The organism is Pseudoduganella sp. LjRoot289 (assembly GCF_964252925.1).
Lineage (GTDB): Bacteria > Pseudomonadota > Gammaproteobacteria > Burkholderiales > Burkholderiaceae_D > Rugamonas.
In genome coordinates, this window is the sequence record NZ_CAXUPN020000001.1 from 5,802,642 (window position 1) to 5,827,670 (window position 25,029).

Consider the following 25,029-nt stretch of genomic DNA (forward strand, 5'->3'; position numbering starts at 1 on the left):
GCGCGAGGACGACAAGGTCAGGGAAGCTGGGCCAGCCGGATCAGGTCCGCCTCCGACCCTTTGATGAAAATCTTCGGCTGTTCCAGCACGGCGCGCAGCGTGGCGTCGCCGCTGCGCCACAGCCGGCCGAACTCGTCGGCCGTGTGGGACGCCGGCCGCACTTCGCGCCCCAGCATGCCGGTCAGCCCCTGCAGCGCCTTCCTCAGCTCCGCGTGCGCCTTCTTCGGCGCCACCGCCAGCAGCTCGATGCCGCTGCTGGCGTGCACCGTGCCGGCCACCGCGTCGCCATGGATGAAGACCGCTTCCGTCAGCGGCAGCAGTTCCTGCAGCTCGGCCCGTATGGCCTCGGCCACGCCGAAGGTCTTGACGACGATGCCGCGCAATTCCTCGTAAATGGTGGCGTCGCGGTCGACCTGGTAGTGCTTCTGGTTGCCGGCGCGCCAGCTGTGCACCAGGCCCGATTCTTCCAGGCTGGCCAGCTCGCGCTGCACCGCGCCGGAACCGCAGGCGGCCAGCGCGATGATTTCATTGGCGTAGAAGGAGCGTCCCGGCTGGCCATAGAGCACGGCCAGCACGCGCTGCTGCGTCTTGGTGAACAGTACGTCAGCGAAGATACCCATATTGGGCATCTTAGTACCCAAATTGGGTAGTGTCAAAGCCGATCAGTTCGGGCTCAGGTCTTCCGGGTTGATGGCCCACAGGCCAGGCAGGTTGCGCCAGTAGCCGTAGGCGTCCATGCCGTAGCCGACCACGAAGCGGTTCGGGATCGTGATGCCGACGATGTCGGCCGTCACCGGCTTGACCTTGCCGATGTTTTTGTCCGCGAACACGGCCAGGATCACCTCGGCGGCGCCCATGTCCAGCAGGCGCTGCTTCACGTGGGCCAGGGTTTCGCCCTCGTCCAGGATGTCGTCCAGCACGATCACGGTGCGGCCGACCACGTTCGAGCGCGGTATCACCTTCCACACCACGGCGCCGCCCTTGTCCTCGTCGCCGTAGCGGCTCACGTGGATGTAGTCGAATTCGAGCGGGAAGGTCAGCTGCGGCAGCAGGTTGCCGGTGAACACCACCGCGCCGCCCATCACGCCCAGCACCAGCGGGAACGCCTGGTCTTCCGGTCGGTCGAAGCGTTCGTTCAGCTCGTCGGCCATGCGGGCGACGGAGGCCTGGACGGCTTCTTGATCGAAAATTTCTTCTGCGTTCTTCAGCAGGTCACGGGCGCGGTTGTGGTGAAAGTCTTGCATGGTAGGCTTATTCTGACATCGGGTAGGAATGGTCTTTATTATCCGCCATATCCCGCCCGCCCGCTCCGACGTTGGATTTACGCTACAGCTGTCAGCTATAGTCGCGTACGTCGTCGATCACCTTGCCATCGTTGGGCAAACTGCCCCTAACCGCGAACGCCACTTCGCCGCGCAGCTTGGTCAGGTCGCGAATAGTTTCTATGATGGAAGTAGCCTGTACATCGGCGGGATTGTCGACTTCGCAATGCAAGGTCATCACGTCGTTGGCCATCTTGCCGGACACCACCAGCCGCGCCTTCAGGATTTCCGGGTGGCGGCGCGCGATCTCGTTCACCTGCGACGGATGGACGAACATGGCGCGCACCTTGGTGGTCTGGTCGGCGCGGCCCATCCAGCCGCGGATGCGCACATTGGTGCGGCCGCAGGGCGAGTCCGGCGCGCCGGTCAGGATGGCGGACAGGTCGCCGGTGGCGAAGCGCACCAGCGGATAGTCCGGGTTGAACAGGGTCACCAGCACCTCGCCCACTTCGCCCGGCGGCACCGGCTCGCCGCTGCCGGGGCGCACGATTTCCAGCAGCACGTCCTCGTCGAGCACCATGCCGGGATGGACCGTGCCGCCGCTGCGCGTTTCGTAGGCGATGCTGCCGATGTCGGCCGACGCATAGGTCTGCAGCACGTGCGGCACGCCGTTCTCGGCGAACCAGCGCCGCAGCGACTCGGGCAGCGCTTCGGCGCCCATCATGGCCTGCTTCACGCTGCTGATGTCGGCGCCCATCTCGCGCGCTTTTTCGATGATGATCTTCAGGAAGGAGGGCGTGCCGATATAGGTGTCCGGCTTCAGCGATTCCATGGCCTGCACCTGCATTTCTGTCTGCCCGCTGCCGGCCGGGATCACCGTGCAGCCTATGCGCGCGGCGCCGCCTTCGACCATGAAGGCGGCCGGCGTGAAGTGATAGGCGAAGCAGTTCTGCAGCAGGCCGCCGGCGCGCACGCCGGCCGCGTACATCGGCCGCGAGAAGCGCCACCAGTCGGCGCCGCGTCCCTCGGGGTCGAAGATGGGGCCGGGCGACACGAACACGCGTCCGAGTTGTCCCAGCGGCGTGGCGTTCAGGCCGCCGAACGGAGCTTGCTGCCGTTGCAGGTCCTTCAGTTCGGACTTGCGCGTGACGGGCAGCGCGGCCAGCGCGGCGCGGCTGTTGATGGCGTTGGCGTCCACGCCGGCCAGGATGCGGCCCCAGCCGGGCGCCGATTGCGCGCGCGCGACCAGGCCGGGCAGGCGGGCCATCAGATCGCGTTCGCGCTGCTCGGGGGCGCGCGTTTCCAGGCTGTCCAGGGTATCGCTCATGGTTGTGCCTCTCCGATTTCGCGCTGCAGTTTTTTGGTCAATTTGCCGAACACCAGTGCGTGGGAGCGTTTCAGCAGCTCGGCCGCTTCGGCGTCGCCGACCGCTTTCAGGTCGACGATCTTGACCCATTTCACCCGCGCCAGGTAGGGCGCGGCGATGATGCCGGGCCGGTCGGTCAGTTCCAGGAAACGGTCGTCGTCCACCTTGAAGCTGATGCCGTCGGCGTCAGCGGCGTTGCCGGTGCAGGCGAACATTTTCGCGCCCACCGAGAACACCAGGTCGGCGCCCCATTTGATGTCTTCCGTGGCGCCGGGCAGGCTGCGGCACAGCGCTTTCGCTTTGTTCAGGTTCATGGTCGAGTCTCAAGCATGCATCTCAAGCCAGCCAGCGTTTGCGGCGGCGGTAAAACTTCATGTCGCGGAAGCTTTTGCGGCCGGCGCCGGACATGCCCAGATAGAATTCCTTGACGTCTTCGTTGTTGGCCAGTTCGCTGGCCTGGCCCTCCATGACCACCCGGCCGTTTTCCAGGATGTAGCCGAAGTCGGCGTAGCGCAGCGCCACCATGGTGTTCTGCTCGGCCAGCAGGAAGGACACGTTCTCCTTCGTGTTCAGGTCCTTCACGATACCGAAGATCTCCTCGACGATTTGCGGCGCGATGCCCATCGACGGCTCGTCCAGCAAGATCATGGAAGGCTTGGCCATCAGCGCGCGGCCGATGGCGCACATCTGCTGCTCGCCGCCCGAGGTGTAGCCGGCCTGGCTGGCGCGGCGTTCCTTGAGGCGCGGGAAGTAGTGGTAGACCTTGTCCAGCGATTCCTTCAGCTCGGCGCGCGTCAGGCTGCGCGTGTAGGCGCCGGTCAGCAGGTTTTCCTCGATGGTCAGGTGGCCGAAGCAGTGGCGGCCCTCCATCACCTGCGACAGGCCGCGTTTCACCAGCTCGTTCGGCGTCAGATGGTCCACGCGTTCGCCCTTGAACTGGACTTCGCCCTTGGTGACGTCGCCGCGTTCGCCGCGCAGCAGCGTGGACACGGTTTTCAGCGTGGTCGACTTGCCCGCGCCGTTCGCGCCCAGCAGTGCCACGATCTTCCCTTGCGGGACTTGCAGCGAGACGCCTTTCAAAACCAGGATCACGTGGTCGTAGATGACCTCGATGTTGTTCACCGAGAGGTAGGGCGGGGGTGGTGCGATGGCGGCAGTGTTCATGTGCAGGTCTCGATCAAGTTGACGGCAGCTTGTCGTTCCCGCGTACGCGGGAATCCATGCGTCGCGTCGTGGCCAGCGGCGTATGGACCCCCGCGTGCGCGGGGATGACAGGGCGGTGCTTATTTCATGCAGGCCGGGGTGATCCCCTTTTCAGCCGCGTACTTGGCGGACGATTCCTCCACCAGCTTGCGCGTCAGCGCTTTGTCTCCCACCACCCAGTTCGGCGTGATGGCGACCCATTTCTTGCCGTCCCACTGCTGCACTTTCACGGCGCCCGATCCCTCGTGGTCGTCGCAGCTGGTTTTAACCGGCGGGAACATGCCCAGCGCACCCAAGGCCTTCTGGCGCGCTTCGTCGACGTCCATATTCTCCAGGCCCCAGCGCACCTGGTCGCCGGTCATCACTTTGCCCTTGCCGAATTTCTCCTGCGCATGGCGGATCGCTTCGGCGTACAGGATGCCGGCCGTCATGCCGCGCATGTGGTACACGGAGCCGATACGGCTCTGGTCGGCCAGGTTGCCCTTGCCGGCCGCGTAGACCTTCTTGCGCAGTTCGTCGAGCACGGGATAATTGCCCGGCGTGTTGAAGGTCATCGAGGTGTAGCCCTTGGCCGCGTCGCCTGCCGCGATGGTGTCCTCTTCCGAGCCGGCCCACCACACGCCCAGCATCTTCTCGCGCGGGAAGCCGTTGCGCTGGGCCGTCTTGATGGCGACCGAATTCATCACGCCCCAACCCCACAGGATCACGTGGTCGGGCTTGGCCTGGCGGATCTGCAGCCACTGCGACTGCTGTTCGCTGCCCGGCGGCGCCACGGCGATCTTGATCAGCTCGAAACCATGCTGCTTGGCCAGTTCCTCCAGCACCGGCAAGGGTTCCTTGCCGAACGCCGAGTCGTGGTACAGGTGGACGATCTTCTTGCCCTTGAGCTTGGCCACGCCGCCTTCCTTGTCGCCCAGGTATTTGATCATGGCCGCCGCCTGGTTCCAGTAGCTGGTAATGAGCGGGAACACATAGGGGAAGACCTTGCCGTTGGCGGCGTCCGAGCGGCCGTAGCCCAGGGTGGTCATCGGAACCTTGTCCTTGGCCACGCGGTCCAGGATGCCGTAGGCGATGCCGGTCGACAGCGGCTCGACCAGCGTGGCGCCGCCGTTCTTGGTTTTCAGGCGCTCATAGCATTCGATGCCGCGCGAGGGGTTGTATTCGGTTTCGCATTCCTCCCACGCGATTTTCACGCCGTTGATGCCGCCGTTGGCGTTCACCAGGTTGAAGTAGTCGATGGTGCCGCCGTAGAAGCCCGAACCGCCTGCGGCGTAGGGGCCGACGCGGTAGGACGGCAGCGCGATGAATTGTTCCGTTTGGGCGTACGCGCCGCCGAAAGAGGCCAGCAGTGCGGCGCCGACGAGCAGGGATTTTATCGATTTCATTTTATTGTCTCCTCCGTAGTTTTTCAGGATGCGCTCAGTGCGGGAAAGGCCACAGGCGCAGTTTCTCTTTACCGATTTGCCACAAACGCGCCAGACCGTGGGGTTCCACGATCAGGAAAAAGATGATGAGGGCGCCGAACACCATCAACTCGAGATTCGATGCCACATTGGTCGGCAGCGACAGGCCGTGCGCCAGGATGTTCAGGAACACCGGCAGCAGCACGATGAACGCGGCGCCGAGGAAGGAGCCGAGGATGGAACCGACGCCGCCGATGATGATCATGAACAGGATGCGGAACGACAGGTCCAGGTTGTAGGCTTCCGGCTCCACCGTGCCGAGGTAGGCGAAGGCGTACAGCGCGCCGGCCACGCCGCAGTAGAAGGAGCTCACCGCGAAGGCCATCAGCTTGGTGCGCAGCGGGCGGAAGCCGATCACCTCGGCCGCCACGTCCATGTCGCGGATCGCCATCCAGGAGCGGCCCACGTTGGAGCGCACCATGTTCTTGGCCAGCAGCGCCATCACCGACACCACCATCAGCACCAGCAGGTATTTGCGGGCCGGCGTGTCGAAGGCGTAGCCCAGGATCTCCATTTTTTGCGCGGTGATCACGCCGGACGAGCTGCCGTTGGTGAACCAGGTGATCTTGGTCAGGCACCACACCACGAAGAACTGCGTGGCCAGCGTGGACGCGGCCAGATAGAAGCCGCGTATGCGCAGCGAAGGCAGGCCGAAGGCGATGCCCACCATGGCCGCGCACAGGCCGCCCAGCACGAAAGCCAGCAGCAGCGGTATGCCGGGGATGCGCAGGATGAAGTTGAAGGAAGCGAAGGCGCCCACCGCCATGAAGGCGGCCGTGCCCAGCGACAGCTGGCCCGCGTAGCCGGTCAGGATGTTGAGCCCCAGCGCGGCCAGCGCGAAGATCAGGAAGGGGATCAGGATGGCCGACAGCATGTAGGGCGAGGCCAGCAGCGGCAAGGCCAGCACGGCGACCGCCATGGTGACGACCAGCGCGATGCGGTCCTGGCGGATCGGGAAGATCTGGCCGTCGGTTTCGTAGCGGGTCTTGAATTGTCCTGCTTCGCGATAGAACATGGTTAGCCTCTCAAATCCTGCGGATGATTTTTTCGCCGAACAGGCCTTCCGGCCGTACCAGCAGGAACAGCAGGGCCAGCACGTAAGGGAACCAGCCCTCGATGCCGCCGCCCACCAGCGGTCCGATATAGACTTCGGCCAGCTTCTCGGAGGCGCCGATGATCAGGCCGCCGACGATGGCCCCGGGCACCGAGGTGAAGCCGCCCAGGATCAGCACCGGCAGGGCCTTCAGCGCGATGAAGGTCAGCGCGAACTGCACGCCGTTGCGCGCGCCCCACAGCAGGCCGGCCACCAGCGCCACCATGCCCGCCACCGCCCACAGGATGCCCCAGATGCGCTGCAGCGGTATGCCCACCGCCAGCGCGGCCTGGTGGTCGTCGGCCACGGCGCGCAGCGCGCGGCCCACCTTGGTCCTGGAGAACACCAGGGAAAGGACCAGTACCATGACGCCGCACACACCGGCCGCCGTCACGTCGAACTGCGAGACCATGATGTTGAAGTTATCCATCAGGAACTGCAGCGGCACGTCCTCGATCGGCAGCTGCAGGCTGTGCACCTGCGAACCCCAGATCAGCTGCGCCAGGCCTTCGATGAAGAAGGCCAGGCCTATGGTGGCCATGAACAGCGTGATCTCGGGCTGGTTCACCAGCGGGCGCAGCACCACCCGTTCTATGGCCAGGCCGAGGATGATCATCACCACCACGGTGGCCGGTATCGCCAGCCACAGCGAGAAGCCGAATTTGTCCATCAGCCCGACACAGGTCAGGGCGGCGAAAAACACCATCGCCCCCTGCGCGAAATTGAACACGCCGGACGCCTTGTAGATCAGCACGAAGCCGATCGCCACCAGCGCGTACATTACGCCGGAAAGCAGGCCACCTATCAGCACTTCGATGAAAAATCGGATATCCATTACAGTTTCCTTTTAGCTGCCGTGCCGTCCTCGCGTGTGCGGGGACCCATGCCGGGCATGGATTGCCGCCTGCGCGGCGACGACTGGGCGGGTGTCAATGGGTTCCCAGATAGGCGTTGATCACGTCCTGGTTGCTGCGCACTTCGTCCGGCGTGCCGTCGCCGATCTTCTTGCCGTAGTCCAGCACCACCACGCGGTCAGAAATGTCCATCACCACGCCCATGTCATGCTCGATCAGCACGATGGTGGTGCCGAACTGGTCGTTCACGTCGAGGATGAAGCGGCACATGTCCTGTTTTTCCTCCACGTTCATGCCCGCCATCGGCTCGTCCAGCAGCAGGATCTCCGGTTCGGCGGCCAGCGCCCGGCCCAGCTCCACGCGCTTTTGCAGGCCATAGGGCAGGCGGCCCACCGGCGTTTTGCGGATGGCCTGGATTTCGAGGAAATCGATGATCTCCTCGGCCTTGATGCGGTGCTCGATCTCTTCGCGCCGCGCCGGCCCCCAGTACAAGGCCTGCATCAGGAAGTTGGACTTCATCTTCAGGTTGCGGCCGGTCATGATGTTGTCCAGCACCGTCATGCCCTTGAACAGCGCAATGTTCTGGAAAGTGCGCGCGATGCCGGATTTGGCGGCCGCGTAGCAGTCCATGCCCTTGCGCTGCTGGCCCTTGTGGATGATGGCGCCTTGCTGCGGGCGGTACACGCCGTTGATCACATTCAGCATCGAGCTTTTGCCCGCGCCGTTGGGGCCGATGATGGCGCGGATTTCATGCTGGCGCACGTCGAAGGAAATATCGGTCAGCGCCTTCACGCCGCCGAAGGACAGCGAGATGTTCTTCAGGTCCAGGATCACCGGGCCGATACGGCGGGTGGTGCCGAACAGCGCGTCGGGTTCGTTCATTTGCATGGGGTTCTCCTCGCTCTCGCTCACGCCGCTGCTTTGCCGACGACTGGATAAGTCTTGCTGTCCCTGATCTTCAGGTCGGCGGCGGCGGTGCCGACACGGCCGTCCTCGAACTTCACCTGGGTCTCGATGTATTGCGACGGCTTGCCGCTGTAGAGCGCATCGATCAGCACCGCGTACTTCTCGGCCACGAACTTGCGGCGCACCTTGCGGGTGCGGGTCAGCTCGTCGTCGTCCGGATCGAGCTCCTTGTGCAGCACCAGGAAGCGCTTGATCTGCGTGTTGCCCATCAGCGCCTCGCTGGCCAGGTCGGCGTTGACCTTCTCGATGCAGTCCTGCACCAGCTCATAGGTCTGCGGCATGCCGGCCAGGTCGGTGTAGCCGGAATAGGCCAGGCCGCGCCGCTCGGCCCAGTTGCCGACCGCCTCGATGTCGATGTTGATGAAGGCGCACACTTCGCCGCGTTCATGGCCGAAAGCCACCGCCTCCTTAATGAAGGGGAAGAACTTCAGTTTGTTCTCGATGTAGTTCGGCGCGAAGATGGTGCCGCAGTTCATCCTGCCCACGTCGGCCGCGCGGTCGATGATCTTCAAATGGCCTTCGCTGTCGAACACGCCCGCGTCGCCGGTGTGGAAATAGCCCTGCTCGTCGATGGCCTCGGCGGTCGCGTCGGGGCGCTTGTAATAGCCCTGCATGGTGGACGTCGACTTGACCAGCACTTCGCCGTTGGCGGCCAGCTTGACCTCCACGCCCGGCGCGGGCAGGCCCACGCTGTCGAACTTGATGTTGCGGTCCGGCTGCAGGCAGATATAGGCACAGGTCTCCGTGGATCCGTAGAACTGCTTCAGGTTCACGCCGATGGAGCGGTAGAAGCGGAACAGGTCCGGCCCGATGGCGGCGCCCGCCGTGTAGGCCACGCGCACGCGCGACATGCCCAGCACATTTTTCAGCGGACCGTACACCAGCAGGCGGCCCAGCGCGTACTTGATGCTGTCGCCCAGCGGCACCGGCTTGCCGTCCAGGATATCGGCGCCGCTGCGCTTGGCCACGTCCATGAAGTAGTGGAACATGCGCTGCTTGATGGCGCCCGCGTCCTCCATCCGTATCATCACCGTGGTCAGCATGTTCTCGAACACGCGCGGCGGGGCGAAGTAGAAGGTGGGGCCGATCTCGCGCATGTCGGTCATCACGGTGTCGCCCGATTCCGGGCAGTTCACGGTGAAGCCGGCCACCATGGCTTGCGCCAGCGAGAACAGGCAGTCGCCGACCCAGGCCATCGGCAGGTAGGACAGTACGTTTTCACCGTCGGTGAGCTTCTCGAATCCCACCCCGCCTTCGCCGGCGGTGATGAAGGCGGCGTGGCTCTGGCACACGCCTTTCGGCTTGCCGGTGGTGCCCGAGGTGTACAGGATGATGGCGTTGTCTTCGGCGCGGCCGGCCTGCACGGCGGCGTCGAAGAAGCCGGGGTTGGCCTTGTCGTAGTCGCGGCCCAGTTCCTGCAGCTTGGCGAAGGAGACCAGTTCCTTGTGCGTGTAATGGCGCATGCCGCGTTCATCGTCGTAGGCGATGTGTTCGACGTGCGGATACAGTTCTTTCAGTTCCAGCAGCTTGTCGACCTGCTCCTGGTCCTCGACGATGGCGTAGTGGATTTCAGCGTTGTCGAGCACGTAGGCCATGTCGGCGGCGGGGGCGTCCTGGTACAGCGGCACCGGCACGCCGCCCAGGCACTGCGCGGCCAGCATGGACCAGTAAAGGCGCGGGCGGTTGTCGCCGATGATGGCGAGGTTCATGCCGCGCTTGAAGCCGATCGCCGCGAGACCGCAGGCCAGCGCGCGGATTTCCTCGTTGACCTGGCCCCAGGTCCAGGTCTGCCAGATACCCAGATATTTTTCTCGGAACGCAGGCTTGTGCGCTCTCACTTTTCCATGCTGCAGCAAGCGCCGTGGAAAAGTTTCCAGTTCGTTTTGCACCTTTGTCTCCTTCGTGGCTCGTTGTGCGCGAGGGGTATACTGACTTCTTGTTGAGTGCTTTTTGTGTGATGATAGTAGCCCTTGTTTTCCGCCCACGTTGTCTTTTCAATGACAATTCACCCATAATTTGACGTTGCTAAGCAACAATGACCGATAAGCAACCATCCCTGAAAGAAGCACTGCGGTCTGCGATCTGGGCGCAGGTGCTCACGCCCGAGCAGATGCTGCGCGTGGAAGCCGACACTTACGAGACGTTCGTGCCGAAAGGCGGTTACGTTTGCCGCAAGGGCGAGGCGATCGACAACTGGGTGGGCATCATTGCCGGCATGGTGAAGATGAATAATTTTTCCCCTTCAGGCAAGAGTGTGACGTTCACCGGCGTGCCGCCCGGCGGCTGGTTCGGCGAAGGTTCATTACTGAAGAACGAGCCGCGCAAATACGACGCCATGGCCTTGCGCGACAGCCGCATTGCGCGCATGCCGGCCGATACTTTTAACTGGCTGCTGGAAACAAGTCTACCGTTCACGCGCTTCTTGTTGATGCAGCTCAACGAACGTCTGGGCCAGTTCATCGGCATGGTCGAGAACGACCGCCTGCTCGACATCGACACGCGCGTGGCGCGCTGCCTGGCCGGGCTGTTCAATTCGCATCTGTACCCGGGCATCGAAAAGCTGGTGCAGATTTCGCAGGAGGAAATCGGCCTGCTGTCCGGCGCCTCGCGCCAGCGCGCCAACCAGGCTTTGCAGGTGCTGGAGAAGCAGGGCCTGCTGCGCCTCGACTACGGCGGCATCCGCATCCTCGACCTGGAAGGCCTGCGGCGCTTCGAAGCGTGAAGGCATTGCCGCCGGCGATGCCACGGGACAAATCAACCTTTCCACTGGTCAGCGTTTTTCCGGCAGTGTTAGTGGCATAACACTGCGTTCCCGGCAGTTGGTATAAGCTATGTGTATGTAACGCACTTGTAGCGAACTCACCTGTAGCGGGAGGACGGCATGAATACCCTGGCGCGCCGGATCGGCGAAACGTTGGTGTTGCGCGGCGCTGCGGCTGCCGTCGCTCGGTGGGGCTGGATGCGCGTGGTCGGCGCGGTTGGCATCGTGGCGCTGATAGGCTACTTCCTGCGCAGCAAGTCGGACCAGGCGCTGCTGCTGTCGGCGCCGGATTCGGCTGCGCGCGGCGCGTCGCCCGGCTGGCCGGACGAGGACCGTCGCCGCACCCCCGACCTGGAACCTGGCATGACCTACCCGGGAGAGCGCCGCACCCTGCATTGAGGTCGCCGCCGAAGCTTGCTGCGGGGTATGATAGAGCCTAGTCGACTGCACCACTCCGCTCATGCCTAACCAAGAACTCGCTTCCACCGCCGGCCGCCTCGCCGCCTTGCGGGCGGCCATGCGTCGCCACCAGATCGACGCCTTCATGGTGCCGTCCGCCGATCCGCACCTCTCCGAATATTTGCCCCGGCGCTGGCAGGGCCGCGTATGGCTGTCCGGCTTCACCGGCTCGGTCGGCACCTTCGTCATCACGGCCGATTTCGCCGGCGTGTGGACCGATGGCCGCTACTGGACGCAGGCCGAGTCCGAACTGGCGGGCTCCACGGTCGAGCTGATGAAAATCCCGTCCGGCGCCAGCGTGCAGTATGTGGACTGGCTGGCGGCGAACATGCGGCCGGGCCAGACCGTCGCGGTCGACGGCACGGTGCTGGGCTTGTCGGTCGCGCGTCTGCTGGAGCAGGCGCTGTCGGCGAAAAAGGTCGCGCTGCGCACCGATACCGATCTGCTGCACGAAGTGTGGCTGGACCGCCCAGGCTTGCCCGGCGCCGAGGTCTACGCGCTGCTGCCGCCGTACGCGACCAGGCCCCGCAGTGAAAAACTGGCCGATCTGCGCGCGGCGATGGCGCTGAACGGCGCCAGCCGCCACGTGATCTCCACGCTGGATGACATCGCCTGGCTGTTCAACCTGCGCGGCGCGGACGTCAGCTACAACCCCGTTTTCCTGGCACACGCACTCATCGATACGGCTCGCGCCACGCTATTCGTGGCCGAAGGCAAGGTGCCGCCGGCGCTGCGTGCCGCGCTGGAGGACGACGGCGTCGATCTGGCGCCGTATGCGGACTTCGGCGCCGCGCTGGCCGCGCTGCCGCCGGACTGCTCCGTGCTGCTGGACCCGCGCCGCGTCACCCATGGCACGCGCCAGGCCCTGCCCGCGTCGGTGACGGTGGCCGAAGCGGTCAACCCGACCACGTTCGCGAAGTCGAGAAAAAGCGCGGCCGAGGTGCAGCACGTGCGCGCTACGATGGAACAGGACGGCGCCGCGCTGTGCGAATTCTTCTGCTGGCTGGAGCGCGAGCTGGCGAATCCGCGGCGCGTGCCGCTGACGGAAGTGGCCGTCCATGAACACATCACCGCCGCCCGCGCGCGCCGGCCGCGCTTTGTCAGCCCGAGCTTCGGCACCATCGCCGGCTTCAAGGCCAACGGCGCCATCATGCACTACCGCGCCACGCAGGCCAGCCACGCGGTGATCGAGGGCGACGGCCTCTTGCTGATCGATTCCGGCGGCCAATATATGGGAGGCACCACGGACATTACCCGGGTCGTGCCAGTGGGCAGCATCACCGCGGAGCACAAGCGCGACTTCACGCTGGTGCTGAAGGGCATGATCGCGCTGTCGGCGACCACTTTCCCGAAGGGCACGAGGTCGCCGATGCTGGACGCGGTCGCCCGCGCCCCGATCTGGGCCGCCGGCATCGATTTCGGCCACGGCACCGGCCACGGCGTCGGCTTCTTCCTGAACGTGCACGAAGGTCCGCAATCGATCTCGCCGTCCACCATGCCCGAGCCGCACACGGCCATGGAGGCCGGCATGATCACCTCGATCGAACCCGGCATCTACCGTCCGGGCCACTGGGGTATCCGCATTGAAAACCTGGTGCTGAACCAGCCCGCCGATACCGAACCCGGTGCGCCGTTTGGCGAGTTCCTGCGCTTCGAAACGCTGACCCTGTGCCCGATCGACACGCGCTGCATCGACCTCGTCCTGCTGCGCGCCGACGAGCGCGCCTGGCTCAACGACTACCACGCCACGGTGCGCACGCGCCTGGCGCCGCACCTGGCCGGCGATGCGCTGGCCTGGCTTACCATCCGCACGGAGGCAATATGAGTTCCGCCCGTTCCACCCGTGCCAGCAGCGCCGTCGACCGGCTCAAAGAGCGCAGCGGCAACAAGCTGTACACCATGTCGCGCACCGGCAGCGGCCACTTTTTCCTGACGGCCGGCCCCGGCCAGCCGCCGCTGTGCCCGCCCATGGAGCTCGACGAGTTCGTCGCCTTCGTGAAAAAGCAGGGCCCGCAGGAGGTCAAGCGCGTCAGCAAGCTCGACGTGGCATTTGAAAAGCAGCTCACTAAAAAAGCACCCACAAAATAACCGGGGACGGCCATGCCTTCGAACGCGCTCTTGGACACCTATTGGTCCGCCAGTGAACTGGCGACCAATGGCATCATCCTGCTCAACATCCTCGGCGCTTTGCTGCTGGGGCTGCTGGTCGGCTACGAACGCTCGTATCACGGCCGCGCGGCCGGCATGCGCACTTACGGCCTGGTGTGCATGGCGTCCTGCGCGCTGACGGTGATCTCGGGCTACCCGGCGTTCTGGTATGGCGGCCACATGGCGCACATCAACGGCATCATCGCCACCGATCCCACCCGCGTGATCCAGGGCATCGTCACCGGCATCGGCTTCCTCGGCGCCGGCGTCATCATGCGCGAAGGTTTCAACATCAGCGGCCTGACCACGGCCGCTTCGATCTGGGCCTCGTCCGCCATTGGCGTGATGATAGGCGTCGGTTTCTACCTGGGCGCCATGGGCCTGGCTTTCCTGAGCGCCATGTCGATGATCTTCCTGTCCAAGGTGGAAGCCTGGCTGCCTTCGCGGCACGCGGTGGCGATGACGATGCGCTTCAAGCACGGTTACGTGCCCAACGAGGCGGCGCTCAGGGAGATCGCACTCCGGCGCGGCTATGAAATCGCCGGCGGCTCGATGATGATCGCCAGCGACAGGGGCGCGCAGGAATGGCGCTTCGTCGCCGTCGCGCTGAGCAAGCGGTCCGGCGCGTCGATGTCGGAACTGGCCGCCGAGATGGCGCAATTCGACGGCCTGGAAGGCTTCCAGGTCTCCCACGCGCGCAACTAGAAGGCAGCTCATGATTTTGACGACAGCACAAGACGTACTCGATTTCTGGTTCCTGCCGATAGGCGCAAAGGGTCATAACACGCAGCGCCCGGAATGGTTCCGCAAGGACGACGCGTTCGACGCGCAGATCCGCGCCCGGTTCGGCGAAGTCGTGGCCGAGGCGCTGTCGGGCGGGCTGCGGCAGTGGGACGACGAGGGCGCGCAAGGCGTGCTGGCGCGCATCATCGTACTCGACCAGATGACGCGCAATATGTATCGCGGCACGCCGCAGGCCTTCGCCGGCGACAGCCTGGCGCTGGAGGCCGCGCTGGCGCTGGACAATTCCGGCGCCAGCCAGACCTTGCCGCCGGTGCAGCGCATCTTCGCCTATCTGCCGCTGGAGCACGCGGAAAACCTGGCTATGCAGCTGCGCTCCCTGGACCTGTTCGACATGCTGCGCGCCTCGGCCACCGGGTTCGAGAGCACGTTCGACTACGCCAAGCGCCATTACGAGGTGATACGCCGCTTCGGCCGCTTCCCGCACCGCAACGCCATCCTTGGCCGCGCGTCGACTGCGGAGGAGGTGGAGTTCCTGAAGCAGCCTGGATCGGGCTTCTGATGCGAAGGCTGAGCCTGAGCGTGATCGGCGGCGGCCACGTCGGCCGCGCGCTGGGCCGCTTGTTTGCTGGCGGTGCTGCCGATTTTGCCGCTATTGGCGTAGCCGCCGGTGTCGAAGGCGGCGGTGCGCCTGCCGCTGGCGGGCCGTTCGAGTTGCGCGACGTGCTGGCGCGCTCGCTCGTGTCGGCCCAGCGCGCGGTTGGCTTCATCGGCGCCGGCAGCGCCGCCGACGGCTACGCCGCGCTGCGCCCGGCCGATGTCTACATGCTGTCGGTGGGCGACGACCAGATCGTCCCGGCATGCGCGGCGCTGGCGGCGGCCGTGCCGCTGCAAGGCGCCATCGTCTTCCATTGCAGCGGCGCGCTCGCGTCGGACCGCCTGCAGGCGGCGCGCGACGCCGGCGCCCACGTGGCCAGCGTCCATCCCATCCGCAGTTTCGCCGATCCGCAAGCGGTGGCAGCCGCCTTCGCGGGCACGTTTTGCGGTATCGAAGGCGACCCGCAAGCGCTGGCCGTGCTGGAAGCGGCGCTGCTGGCCGTCGGCGCGCGCCCGGTCGCCATCGACGCCGCCGCCAAAACCGTTTACCACGCCGCCGCCGTCTTCGCGAGCAATTACCTGACCACCGTGCTGGATGCCGCGCTGCGTGCCTACCAGGCTGCCGGCATCCCCGAAGCCGTCGCGCGCGAACTGGCGCAGCCGCTGGTAACGGAGACCGTGGCCAATGTGTTCCGGCTCGGCGCCGCGCCGGCCTTGAGCGGCCCGATCGCGCGCGGCGACATGGCGGCGGTGGCGCGCCAGCAGCAGGCCGTCAGCCTATGGGACGCCGCCACCGGCGAGCTCTACCAGGCCTTGGTCGCGCCCACGGTGGACCTTGCGCGCCGAAAGCACAACAAATAGACGCTGTTGCTCCTCAACACTTCCGATTTCCTTGTAAATCCCCGGCAGAAGCAATAAGCTTAATCACTGGAATGTTTTTGCAAGCAAAACAAGAGTACGCTGGCCCCCTGGGCGGCTGCCAAAAGTGATAGGGGCACGAGACATGTTATTTCTGAAGAGTACGACCGTAACCAAGGCGCCAGGCATTTACGAGGTGGACATCGCCGCCAAGCCGCCAGGCAAGACCTATGGCGTTTACATGGCCACCGATCCGGACAATCCGCCGGCCGCGGTGCTGGCAGCGCTGGCTGCGGCCGGTTTCCAGAACACCCACAGCTCGGGCTACACGCACAAAGACCGCGGCAAGGTGCTGGACCTGCATTTCCAGAAAGACGGCACCGACCTGTTCAAAGGCTGGAAGCCTGAAGAGAACGAAACCAACATGGCGCAGATCAACAAGATCTTCGCCGATGTCGGCATCGCCATCGCGCCGCGCGTGATGTCGCTGGCCGAAGCCTACGCCTAAGCCGCTATCTAAGCTTGCACTTCAATGTGGTACAGGGCCCAAGGGCAGGAACCGAAACGTTCCTGCACGGCCCTGTTTGCCATTTCCGGCACCTTATCCGCGTCGTAGATCGCCCATAGCGGGCCGAGTCCGCCCAAGGCCATCGCCGCGCCGTCCATCTGCGTCGCCACGATGTAGCGCTGGGCGCGCGCTTGCGCCACCGTGATGGTGGCGGCGTAGCCATCCACCGCGCGCAGCACGATCTTGCTGCCGTCCGCCAGCGTCGCGCCCGCCGCTTTCAACACATCCAGCAGCAGCGGGCCGCGCAGCGCATGCGGCTTGCTGTCGTATTCCAGCGTGGGTTTGATGGCGATGGCGGGCAGGGCGGCCAGCTCGGCGTAGTCGAAAGCGTGCGCCTTGTCGAAGCTGAGCTTTTGCTTGTGCATCATCTGGTCGCGCACCGGCTCGAACGGACCGCGGTTGGGCTTGGTGATGGTGCCGGTGACGGTCAGCAGCGCCGGGCCGCGCGCCGGCGCCGCCGTTTTTACCGCTGCGGTTGCCGCCGCCGAGGCGGAAGTCATGGCCGGCAGCGTGATTGCGCTTGCCAGCGTGCCGAGGAAGAGTCGTTTTTTCATTCGGATATCATAACGTCTATGGACCTTTTTTCCGAGCATTCCGGCGTGCTGGACGCCATCCCCATCGAAGACGGCGAGCTGTACTTCATGCCGCGCCTGCCGCTGGCGCAGGACGGCGCCGCGGTGTTGCAGCGGCTGCTGGCGGAAACGGACTGGCGCGCGGAAGCCATCACCCTGTGGGGCAAGCGCATGCTGCAGCCGCGCCTGACGGCCTGGCACGGCGAGGCGCGCTACACGTATTCGGGCATGACACTGGAGCCGCGCCCGTTCACGCCGTTGCAGCTGGAGATCAAACGGGCGGTCGAGCAGGCCAGCGGCTGCCGCTTCAACAGCGTGCTGCTCAACTACTACCGCGACGAGCAGGACAGCATGGGCTTCCACAGCGACGACGAGAAGGAGCTGGGCCGGAATCCGGCCATCGCCTCGGTCAGCTTCGGCGACCCGCGCACCTTCATCCTCAAGCACAAGCGCCTGCCGAAGACGGTCAAGCTGGCGCTGGGCGACGGCAGCCTGCTGCTCATGGCCGGCGCCTTGCAGCACAACTGGCGCCACGGCATCAACAAGGAAAAAACGGCGCGCGGACCGCGTGTCAACCTCACTTTCCGCAACATCTTGCCTTCTTAAGCCTTTCTTAAGCTAAGTTCGGCCATCTTGTGACGATCTTCGTCGTTTCAAGGTCCTTTACAACTCGTCACAATTCTTACGGAATACGGTGGGACGTAGTCAGTTTCTCAATGCTATCTTTCAGTCATCGCGATTCACCTGAAATTGCGATCCCAAGCAAGTTCAACCATTTTGCTGAAAGATCACTAACATGAAAAAAATTCTGTTCGCATTGATTACGTCCGCTACCGCCCTGGGCGGCATGTCCGCAGCGCAAGCTGCCGAACCCGGTCCCTACGCCGGCGTCGGCCTGGTGGCCAGCCAGCACAAGTACAACCTGGCGAACGACACCAGCAACGGCGACCGCAAGAGCGATGAATGGTCCGGCAAGGTGTACGGCGGCTACCAGCTCGACAAGACCTGGGCGGTGGAGGGCGGCTACACCGATTTCGGCAGCTCCGACTACAAGTACTCGGTAGGCACCAACAACGGCAGCATCGACAGCAAATCGCACTCGTTCTACGTCGCCGGCAAAGGCAGCTACCCGATCAACGATCAGTTCTCGGCGTTCGGCAAGCTGGGTGTGGCCTACAACAAGAACACCGCGCACGGCACCGGCCTGGCCGTGCCGTACACCAGCGGCGACAGCAACCGCACCAATCTGTACGCGTCGGTGGGCGCGGAGTATGCGCTCAACCAGAAGGTGTCGCTGTCGCTGGAGTACGAGCACTACGGCAAGAACGATATCGACCAGGGCCGCAAGAAAGGCGCGGTTTCCCTGGGCGCGCGCTACAACTTCTAAGCTGAACCTTGAACGCCAAGCTTAGCGACTGATCGAGGCCGGGCGCGACAGCGGCATCCTGATCTTCGGGAATGCTTATGTCCTTGTGCCCGCCTCCCCCTGTTTCATCGTCTTCCTCCCCTTTACTTCCCTTCGCAGGCAACACGCAGCAGAGGGAAGTCTTTTCCCCTTGCCTTGCCGTTCATGGTGCCCTCGATGCGGGCCTGCAGCTTGTCGCCGTCGCGCGTGTAGATGATGCGCTGCGGGAAGTCATGCTGGGGGTTCTCGAACGTTGCGCTGCTGCCTTCCAGGGCCGCCAGCTTGAACGCGGCTTCCGGCTGGTTGTGCGGCTTGGCCACGTAGGCCAGTTGGCCGTCCACTTCGCGGATCTGCAGGAATTCCCACGCGGTGGTCTTGCCGCCTTTGACGGTGCGGCTCATGCCGAGCAGCGTGCCGCCTGCCGGCGCCATCCATTGTTCGCCGGAGCCCGCTTCGGCGCCCGGCGCCGCCCAGCAGCCCGACAGCCAGGCCAGCTGGCCGATGGCGTCCGCGTCCAGCGTGGCGGCGCCTGCGTTGCAGCTTGCGCCCAGCAGGACGATGGCGGTGAGGCGAGTTCGCATTGTTTGGTCTCCCTGGTATTGACGGGCGTAAAAAAGGCACGGTGGAAACCGTGCCTTTCGATATTACACCCGTTTTTACACGGTCAGCGGCTTGTAGCGGATGCGCTTGGGCTTGGCGCCTTCTTCACCCAGGCGTTTCTTCTTGTCGGCTTCGTATTCCTGATAGTTACCGTCGAAGAAGCTCACTTGCGAATTGCCTTCGAAAGCCAGGATGTGGGTCGCGATACGGTCCAGGAACCAGCGATCGTGCGAGATCACCATCACCGAGCCGGCGAATTCCAGCAGCGCGTCTTCCAGCGCGCGCAGGGTTTCCACGTCCAGGTCGTTCGACGGTTCATCGAGCAGCAGGACGTTGCCGCCCATGAGCAGGGTTTTCGCCAGGTGCAGACGGCCGCGCTCGCCGCCGGACAGGTTGCCGACGATCTTTTGCTGGTCGCCGCCCTTGAAATTGAAGCGGCCCAGGTAGGCGCGCGACGGCATTTCGAAGCGGCCCACGCTCAGCATGTCGGCGCCGCCGGTCACGTCGTCGAACACGGTCTTCGAATCGGACAGCGCATCGCGGTGCTGGTCGACGATGGAGACCTTGGCGGTCTTGCCGATCACGACCTCGCCGCTGTCCGGCACTTCTTTGCCGGTGATCATCTTGAACAGGGTTGACTTACCGGCGCCGTTCGGGCCGATGATGCCGACGATGGCGCCGGCCGGCACGGTGAAGCTCAGGTTGTCGATCAGCAGGCGGTCGCCGAAGGATTTCGACACGTTCTTGAACTCGATCACTTCATTGCCCAGGCGCTCGGCCACGGGGATGAAGATCTCCTGCGTCTCGTTGCGCTTCTGGTATTCGTGCTCGGACAGCTCGTTGAAGCGGGCCATGCGGGCCTTGGACTTGGCTTGGCGCGCTTTCGGGTTCTGGCGCGACCATTCCAATTCCTTCTGCAGCGCCTTCTGGCGCGCCGACTCGGTCGATTCTTCCTGCTTCAGGCGGGCCTGCTTCTGGTCCAGCCAGGAGCTGTAATTGCCCTTCCACGGAATGCCGCTGCCGCGGTCCAGTTCCAGAATCCACTCGGCCGCGTTGTCCAGGAAGTAGCGGTCGTGGGTGATGCCGACCACGGTGCCGGGGAAGCGCACCAGGAATTGCTCCAGCCAGTCGACCGATTCAGCGTCCAGGTGGTTGGTCGGTTCGTCGAGCAGCAGCATGTCCGGCTTGGACAGCAGCAGCTTGCACAGCGCCACGCGGCGCTTCTCGCCGCCGGACAGCACGCTGATCGGCTGGTCCCATGGCGGCAGGCGCAGCGCGTCGGCGGCCATTTCCAGCTGCAGATTCAGGTTGCCGCCGTCGGACGACGAGATGATCGCTTCCAGGCGTGCCTGTTCGGCGGCCAGCGCGTCGAAGTCCGCGTCTTCCTCGGCGTAGGCGGCGTACACGGCGTCCAGCTTGGCTTGCGCCTCGAATGCTTCGCCCAGGCCGGATTCAACTTCCTGGCGCACGGTTTTTGCCGGGTCCAGCTGCGGTTCCTGGGGCAGGTAGCCGATGTTCAGACCCGGCATCGGGCGCGCTTCGCCCTGGATGTCGGTGTCGATGCCGGCCATAATTTTCAGCAAGGTCGATTTACCGGAGCCGTTCAGGCCCAGCACGCCGATTTTCGCGCCGGGGAAGAACGACAGCGAAATATCCTTCAGGATCTGGCGCTTGGGCGGGACGATTTTGCCCACGCGGTTCATGGTATAGACGTAATTTGCCATTAGGAAATTCTCGATATGTTACGAAGGTCAACAAGGATACGCCAAACGCCCGCTTCCAGCTAGCGCAGCATGCGGTCAGTGAGCGCGGCCGGTCGGCGCGCTCACTCGCCCGCGCCGCCGTTCCAGCGGCTGAACGGGGCCAGGTCCACGCCGGCCGGCACGCACCATTTGCGGCGCTTGGGATCCCAGCGGGCGCCCAGCTGCTTGGCTTCGTCTTTTTCGGCGAACGGCACGTTCAGCACCGTCACTGCGCGCGGCGGCTGGCCGGCGCGCTGGGCCGCCGCTGGCACTGAGGCCGCCGGCATGACGAACATGGGCGCGCTGGTCTCCACCGCGCTGCCGTCGGCGCGGACTTCCATCCATGTCAGGCTGCCGTCCTCAAGGGCGGAGCTGATCTTGTAGGGCGGGTCGAATGGTGGCGTACTGTTCATGTGCTTCCTGCGCGAGGGCTGCTGGGGTGAATATTATATGGCCTCGCGGGCCGTCGCCGCTGCCCGGCGCGAAGTCCACAGCCCCTCGGCCATGTACAGCGCCAGCGCGCTCCAGATCACGATGAAGCCGGCCAGGCGTTCCGGCGAGAACGTCTCGTGGAAAATCCACACGCCCAGCAGCATCTGCATGGTGGGCGACATGTATTGCAGCATGCCCAGCACCGACATGGGTATGCGGCGCGCGCCGGCCGCGAACAGCAGCAGCGGAATCGCGGTGATGGGGCCGGCCGCCGCCAGCAGCCAGCGCGTGCTGTCGTGCGGCGTGGCGACGAAAGTGTTCTGGCCGTGCCAGCTCAGCCAGGCCACATAGGCCAGCGCCAGCGGGAACAGGATGATGGTCTCGAACGACAGGCCTTCCAATGCTGCCAGCGCAGCCGTCTTGCGCAGCAGGCCGTAGCCGCCGAAGGTCAGGCCCAGGATCAGCGCGATATACGGCGGCTGCCCCGCCTGCCAGGTCAGCCAGGCCACGCCGCAGGCGGCGATGGCGATGGCGAACCATTGCCCGCGCCGCATCTTTTCCTTCAATACCAGCAGGCCCAGCAGCACGTTTACCAGCGGATTGATGAAATAGCCCAGGCTGGCATCGATCACGTGGCCGTTGTTAACCGCCCAGATATAGACGAACCAATTGGCCGTGAGCAATACCGCGCTGGCGAAGAAGCTGGCCACCACGCGCGGCTTGCGCAAGACCTCCGGCAGCCAGCGCCACTGGCCGCGCACGGTCAGCACGATGGCGAGGAAGAGCAGCGACCACAGCATCCGGTGCGCCAGGATTTCCACCGGCGGCACTTCGTGGATGGCGTGGAAGTACAGCGGGAACAGACCCCAGCAGAAAAACGCGAGGACGGCGTACAGAATGCCTGTGTTCATGGGTTCGGAGGGCGAGGGCGGCGGGGGCGTCCATTATCCGGGAAAACGCTTGCGGCCGCTGGCGGCGGTAGAATGGAAGCCGAAAACCGGGGAGCGCGGCCATGCCAGAATGCACTTGCAAATTGCCCATAGTTGGCCTATTGTGCAACGCACCAGAACAAACTCAGGTGCAATCTTGACGTCGGAACATAAGAAAAGCAGCCTCGTCGCACTGACGCTAGCTGCCGTCGGCATCGTCTACGGCGATATCGGCACCAGCCCCCTGTACACCCTGAAAACCATCTTCGACCCGGAACACGGGCTCGCCCTGAACACTCCCAACCTGCTCGGCATCATCTCCCTGATCTTCTGGGGGCTGACCATGATCGTCTCGCTCAAATACGTCAGCCTGGTGCTGCGCGCGGACAACCGGGGCGAGGGCGGCATCATGGCGCTGATGGCGCTGGCCTTGAATTCGGTCAGCAAGCGCTCCGGCTGGCACGGCCCGCTGCTGCTGCTCGGCGTGTTCGGCGCCACCATGTTCTATGGCGACAGCGTGGTCACCCCCGCCATCTCGGTGCTGGGCGCGATCGAGGGCCTGGAAGTGGCCGCGCCGGGGCTGGAGCAGTACGTGGTGCCGCTCACCATCATCGTGCTGGTGTCGCTGTACGCGGTGCAGCGCCACGGCACCGCCGGCATCGGGCGCTTCTTCGGTCCCGTCATGGTGGTATGGTTCGCCGCGCTGGCCGCCATGGGCGTGATCAACATCGTCGAGGCGCCGGAAATCCTCGCTGCGCTCAATCCGCTGCACGCCTTCCGTTTCATGCTGGAGAATAAATACAGCGGCTTCGTCGCGCTGGGCGCCGTGGTACTGGCCTTCACCGGCGCCGAGGCGCTGTACGCCGACATGGGCCACTTCGGCAAGAAGCCGATCCGCGCTGCCTGGTTCCTGATCACCTTCCCTGCGCTGGCGCTGAACTACCTGGGCCAGGGCGCGCTGCTGATCGCCCGTCCCGACGCCATCTCCAATCCCTTCTTCCAGCAGCTGGGCAGCTGGAGCGTGTACCCGCTGGTGGTGCTGTCGACCATGGCGGCGGTGATCGCCTCGCAGGCCACCATCTCCGGCACCTTCTCGATGACCAAGCAGGCCATCGCGCTCGGCCTGCTGCCGCGCATGCGCGTGATGCACACCTCGGAGAGCGAAATCGGCCAGATCTACATCCCGGCCGTGAACTGGCTGCAGCTGGTCGTCGTGCTGATCGCCGTTGTGGGCTTCGGCTCGTCCGACAAACTGGCCGGCGCCTACGGCATCGCCGTCACGGCCACCATGCTGTGCACCACCGTGCTGACCTTCTTCGTGATCCGCTACCGCTGGCACCTGCCCCTGGTGCTGTGCTTCGCCGCCACCGGCTTCTTCATCGCCATCGACATCATGCTGTTCTCGGCCTCGACCCTGAAGCTGCTGCATGGCGGCTGGTTCCCGCTGCTGCTGGGCACCGTGCTGCTGACCATCATGCTGACCTGGCGCGAGGGCCGCGACCTGGTCTTCAAGAACCTGGAAAAGCACGCGATCCCGCTGGAGGCCTTCCTGTCCTCGCTGTTCATGGCGCCGCCGGTGCGCGTGTACGGCACCGCCATCTTCCTGCGCGGCGAGAGCGACGGCGTGCCGCACGCGCTGCTGCACAACCTGTCGCACAACAAGGTGCTGCACGAGCGCGTGGTGTTCATCACCGTGCACATCGTCGAGGAACCGTGGGTGGCGGCGGCGGAGCAGGTCAAGATCGTCGACCTGGGCCACCAGTGCTACCAGGTCAATGTGCACTACGGCTTCAAGGACGAACCGCACATCCCCAATGTGCTGGCGCAGTGCAGCAGCCACGGCTTGCAGTTCGAGATGATGGAGACCTCCTTCTTCATCGCCCGCCAGACGGTGATTTCCACGCCGGGCGCCGGCATGGCGTCCTGGCGCGAGAGCCTGTTCGTGGCCATGTCGCGCAACGCCCGCGCGGCGGCGGATTACTACCAGATTCCGCCCAACCGGGTCATCGAACTGGGCACGCAAGTGGAAATTTGAGACAGGGAAGTTGTAAGCGAATGTTCAGCCTGAAAGGGCGCCGTGGCAGTCTGATACACTTCTGCTCCGACCGGCGCCCAAATGGCGGTGCCAGCGCAGTGCCCCGTTCTATGTTCAACAATACAAAGGTAATCATGAAATCGATGTTTCAAATGATCGCGTCGCTCGCGTGCGTGGTGGCGCTGACTGCCTGCGGCGCAGCGGCCGACAGCAACAAGGCGGCAACGCCGGCGCCGCAGCCGGCTTACAGCAAGACCGAACTGGCCGCCGGTAGCGGCGACGTGGTGGCCGCCAACGACCTGGTGCAGGTGGCTTATTCCACCTGGCTGTACGACGCCGCCAAGCCGAATTCGCGCGGCGAACAGGTGGACGGCTCCACCTCGTCCTTCTACACGGTCGGCACCGGCCTGTGGCTGCCGGGCGCGGAACAAGCAGTGATCGGCTCCAAGGTCGGCGCCAAGTACAACGTGGTGTTGCCCGCCAATCTGGCTTACGGCGTCTACAGCGTAGCGCCGAACCCGGCCTATAAAGCCACCATCGGCGCCAACGCGCCGCTGGTGATGGAGATCCAGATCTTGAAAACCACCAAGCCCGCGCCGACGCCTACCGTGAGCATCGCCGACAAATTGGTGGGTACCGGCGCCGAAGCCGTGGCCGGCAAGTCGCTGACCGTGAATTACACCGGCTGGCTCTACGTTCCTACCGCGGACGACAAGCATGGCGCCCAGTTCGACACCTCGGTCGGCAAGACGCCGTTCGCCTTCACGCTGGGCAACGGCACGACCCAGGGACAGGTCATCCTGGGCTGGGACCGTGGCGTGGTTGGCATGAAGGTGGGCGGCAAGCGCACCCTGACCATTCCGCCTGAGCTGGCCTACGGTCAAGCAGGGAGCCCTCCCACGATTCCGTCCAACGCCACGCTGATTTTCGACATCGAACTGCTGGGCGTGAAGTAATCCTGCAGCGCTGGAAAAA

27 protein-coding genes are annotated in these 25,029 nt (G+C 64.5%); 12 read left to right on the forward strand and 15 right to left on the reverse strand.

From position 1 onward, the window contains the following. Positions 1 to 17: 17 nt before the first annotated feature. From ACSQ8Y_RS24935 to ACSQ8Y_RS24980, 10 genes are all read right to left on the reverse strand, one after another. Complete coding sequence (locus tag ACSQ8Y_RS24935) at positions 18 to 620, reverse strand: transcriptional regulator (protein WP_436269091.1); 603 nt, start codon at positions 618 to 620, stop codon at positions 18 to 20. A 42-nt stretch (positions 621 to 662) separates the two neighbouring features. Continuing rightward, complete coding sequence (locus tag ACSQ8Y_RS24940; RefSeq protein WP_436269092.1) at positions 663 to 1,244, reverse strand: hypoxanthine-guanine phosphoribosyltransferase; 582 nt, start codon at positions 1,242 to 1,244, stop codon at positions 663 to 665. Between the two features lie 91 nt (positions 1,245 to 1,335). After that, on the reverse strand, positions 1,336 to 2,589 hold the full coding sequence (locus ACSQ8Y_RS24945) for a phenylacetate--CoA ligase family protein (RefSeq protein WP_436269093.1): 1,254 nt from the start codon (positions 2,587 to 2,589) through the stop codon (positions 1,336 to 1,338). Next, entirely contained in the window at positions 2,586 to 2,942 is a 357-nt protein-coding gene (locus tag ACSQ8Y_RS24950) for an MmcQ/YjbR family DNA-binding protein (RefSeq protein ID WP_436269094.1), read from the reverse strand. Before ACSQ8Y_RS24950 ends, ACSQ8Y_RS24945 begins: the two co-directional genes overlap by 4 nt. Positions 2,943 to 2,964: 22 nt before the next feature. Continuing rightward, positions 2,965 to 3,792, reverse strand: a complete 828-nt coding sequence (locus ACSQ8Y_RS24955; RefSeq protein WP_436269095.1) for an ABC transporter ATP-binding protein — start codon at positions 3,790 to 3,792, stop codon at positions 2,965 to 2,967. 119 nt (positions 3,793 to 3,911) lie between these two features. Next, the gene (locus ACSQ8Y_RS24960) at positions 3,912 to 5,216 is read right to left on the reverse strand and encodes an ABC transporter substrate-binding protein (RefSeq protein ID WP_436269096.1); all 1,305 of its coding nucleotides are present in this window, start codon (positions 5,214 to 5,216) and stop codon (positions 3,912 to 3,914) included. 34 nt (positions 5,217 to 5,250) lie between these two features. Next, positions 5,251 to 6,309 carry a branched-chain amino acid ABC transporter permease gene (locus ACSQ8Y_RS24965; RefSeq protein WP_436269097.1) on the reverse strand — a complete coding sequence of 353 codons (1,059 nt, stop codon included), beginning with the start codon at positions 6,307 to 6,309 and terminating at the stop codon, positions 5,251 to 5,253. Between the two features lie 10 nt (positions 6,310 to 6,319). Continuing rightward, on the reverse strand, positions 6,320 to 7,216 hold the full coding sequence (locus ACSQ8Y_RS24970) for a branched-chain amino acid ABC transporter permease (RefSeq protein ID WP_436269907.1): 897 nt from the start codon (positions 7,214 to 7,216) through the stop codon (positions 6,320 to 6,322). A gap of 100 nt (positions 7,217 to 7,316) precedes the next feature. Next, a complete protein-coding gene (locus ACSQ8Y_RS24975) occupies positions 7,317 to 8,129 on the reverse strand; it encodes an ABC transporter ATP-binding protein (protein ID WP_436269098.1) in 813 nt (270 codons plus the stop codon). A gap of 20 nt (positions 8,130 to 8,149) precedes the next feature. Further along, entirely contained in the window at positions 8,150 to 10,096 is a 1,947-nt protein-coding gene (locus tag ACSQ8Y_RS24980) for an AMP-binding protein (RefSeq protein ID WP_436269099.1), read from the reverse strand. Positions 10,097 to 10,242: 146 nt separating this feature from the next. Here ACSQ8Y_RS24980 and ACSQ8Y_RS24985 point away from each other — a divergent pair, with 146 nt between their 5' ends. The 8 genes from ACSQ8Y_RS24985 (at position 10,243) to ACSQ8Y_RS25020 (ending at position 16,279) form a co-directional block, all read left to right on the forward strand. Beyond that, the gene (locus ACSQ8Y_RS24985; RefSeq protein ID WP_436269100.1) at positions 10,243 to 10,929 is read left to right on the forward strand and encodes a Crp/Fnr family transcriptional regulator; all 687 of its coding nucleotides are present in this window, start codon (positions 10,243 to 10,245) and stop codon (positions 10,927 to 10,929) included. Positions 10,930 to 11,088: 159 nt separating this feature from the next. Beyond that, complete coding sequence (locus ACSQ8Y_RS24990; RefSeq protein ID WP_436269101.1) at positions 11,089 to 11,367, forward strand: hypothetical protein; 279 nt, start codon at positions 11,089 to 11,091, stop codon at positions 11,365 to 11,367. A gap of 61 nt (positions 11,368 to 11,428) precedes the next feature. Continuing rightward, on the forward strand, positions 11,429 to 13,252 hold the full coding sequence (locus tag ACSQ8Y_RS24995) for an aminopeptidase P family protein (RefSeq protein ID WP_436269102.1): 1,824 nt from the start codon (positions 11,429 to 11,431) through the stop codon (positions 13,250 to 13,252). Beyond that, entirely contained in the window at positions 13,249 to 13,515 is a 267-nt protein-coding gene (locus ACSQ8Y_RS25000; protein ID WP_436269103.1) for a hypothetical protein, read from the forward strand. The genes ACSQ8Y_RS24995 and ACSQ8Y_RS25000 overlap by 4 nt, the downstream gene beginning before the upstream one ends. Before the next feature lie 12 nt (positions 13,516 to 13,527). Further along, positions 13,528 to 14,280 (forward strand): MgtC/SapB family protein, encoded by a 753-nt coding sequence (locus ACSQ8Y_RS25005; RefSeq protein WP_436269104.1) that lies wholly within the window; start codon positions 13,528 to 13,530, stop codon positions 14,278 to 14,280. A 10-nt stretch (positions 14,281 to 14,290) separates the two neighbouring features. Then, complete coding sequence (locus ACSQ8Y_RS25010) at positions 14,291 to 14,878, forward strand: DUF924 family protein (RefSeq protein WP_436269105.1); 588 nt, start codon at positions 14,291 to 14,293, stop codon at positions 14,876 to 14,878. After that, complete coding sequence (locus ACSQ8Y_RS25015) at positions 14,878 to 15,774, forward strand: Rossmann-like and DUF2520 domain-containing protein (RefSeq protein ID WP_436269106.1); 897 nt, start codon at positions 14,878 to 14,880, stop codon at positions 15,772 to 15,774. The genes ACSQ8Y_RS25010 and ACSQ8Y_RS25015 overlap by 1 nt, the downstream gene beginning before the upstream one ends. 142 nt (positions 15,775 to 15,916) lie before the next feature. Then, positions 15,917 to 16,279, forward strand: coding sequence for a hypothetical protein (locus tag ACSQ8Y_RS25020; RefSeq protein WP_436269107.1), 363 nt, complete (start codon positions 15,917 to 15,919; stop codon positions 16,277 to 16,279). An 8-nt stretch (positions 16,280 to 16,287) separates the two neighbouring features. Here ACSQ8Y_RS25020 and ACSQ8Y_RS25025 read toward each other — a convergent pair whose 3' ends face one another. Beyond that, positions 16,288 to 16,893 (reverse strand): molybdopterin-dependent oxidoreductase, encoded by a 606-nt coding sequence (locus ACSQ8Y_RS25025; protein ID WP_436269108.1) that lies wholly within the window; start codon positions 16,891 to 16,893, stop codon positions 16,288 to 16,290. 18 nt (positions 16,894 to 16,911) lie between these two features. Between ACSQ8Y_RS25025 and ACSQ8Y_RS25030 the strand changes: the two genes are divergently transcribed. Together ACSQ8Y_RS25030 and ACSQ8Y_RS25035 are read left to right on the forward strand one after the other, a co-directional pair. Further along, complete coding sequence (locus ACSQ8Y_RS25030) at positions 16,912 to 17,517, forward strand: alpha-ketoglutarate-dependent dioxygenase AlkB family protein (protein WP_436269109.1); 606 nt, start codon at positions 16,912 to 16,914, stop codon at positions 17,515 to 17,517. A 190-nt stretch (positions 17,518 to 17,707) separates the two neighbouring features. Then, on the forward strand, positions 17,708 to 18,298 hold the full coding sequence (locus ACSQ8Y_RS25035; protein WP_436269110.1) for an outer membrane beta-barrel protein: 591 nt from the start codon (positions 17,708 to 17,710) through the stop codon (positions 18,296 to 18,298). Between the two features lie 122 nt (positions 18,299 to 18,420). Here the strand turns inward: ACSQ8Y_RS25035 and ACSQ8Y_RS25040 are convergent, their stop codons facing one another. The 4 genes from ACSQ8Y_RS25040 to rarD all read right to left on the reverse strand — a co-directional run bounded on the left by ACSQ8Y_RS25040 (position 18,421) and on the right by rarD (position 22,001). Continuing rightward, entirely contained in the window at positions 18,421 to 18,897 is a 477-nt protein-coding gene (locus ACSQ8Y_RS25040; protein ID WP_436269111.1) for a DUF6265 family protein, read from the reverse strand. Positions 18,898 to 18,972: 75 nt separating this feature from the next. Beyond that, on the reverse strand, positions 18,973 to 20,640 hold the full coding sequence (gene ettA, locus ACSQ8Y_RS25045; protein WP_436269112.1) for an energy-dependent translational throttle protein EttA: 1,668 nt from the start codon (positions 20,638 to 20,640) through the stop codon (positions 18,973 to 18,975). Positions 20,641 to 20,741: 101 nt separating this feature from the next. After that, a complete protein-coding gene (locus tag ACSQ8Y_RS25050; protein ID WP_436269113.1) occupies positions 20,742 to 21,071 on the reverse strand; it encodes a DUF5710 domain-containing protein in 330 nt (109 codons plus the stop codon). 33 nt (positions 21,072 to 21,104) lie between these two features. Further along, a complete protein-coding gene (gene rarD, locus ACSQ8Y_RS25055) occupies positions 21,105 to 22,001 on the reverse strand; it encodes an EamA family transporter RarD (RefSeq protein ID WP_436269114.1) in 897 nt (298 codons plus the stop codon). Between the two features lie 175 nt (positions 22,002 to 22,176). Between rarD and ACSQ8Y_RS25060 the strand changes: the two genes are divergently transcribed. Next, on the forward strand, positions 22,177 to 24,054 hold the full coding sequence (locus ACSQ8Y_RS25060; protein ID WP_436269115.1) for a potassium transporter Kup: 1,878 nt from the start codon (positions 22,177 to 22,179) through the stop codon (positions 24,052 to 24,054). A gap of 134 nt (positions 24,055 to 24,188) precedes the next feature. Continuing rightward, positions 24,189 to 25,010 carry an FKBP-type peptidyl-prolyl cis-trans isomerase gene (locus tag ACSQ8Y_RS25065; RefSeq protein ID WP_436269116.1) on the forward strand — a complete coding sequence of 274 codons (822 nt, stop codon included), beginning with the start codon at positions 24,189 to 24,191 and terminating at the stop codon, positions 25,008 to 25,010. The last annotated feature ends 19 nt before the right edge of the window (positions 25,011 to 25,029 follow it).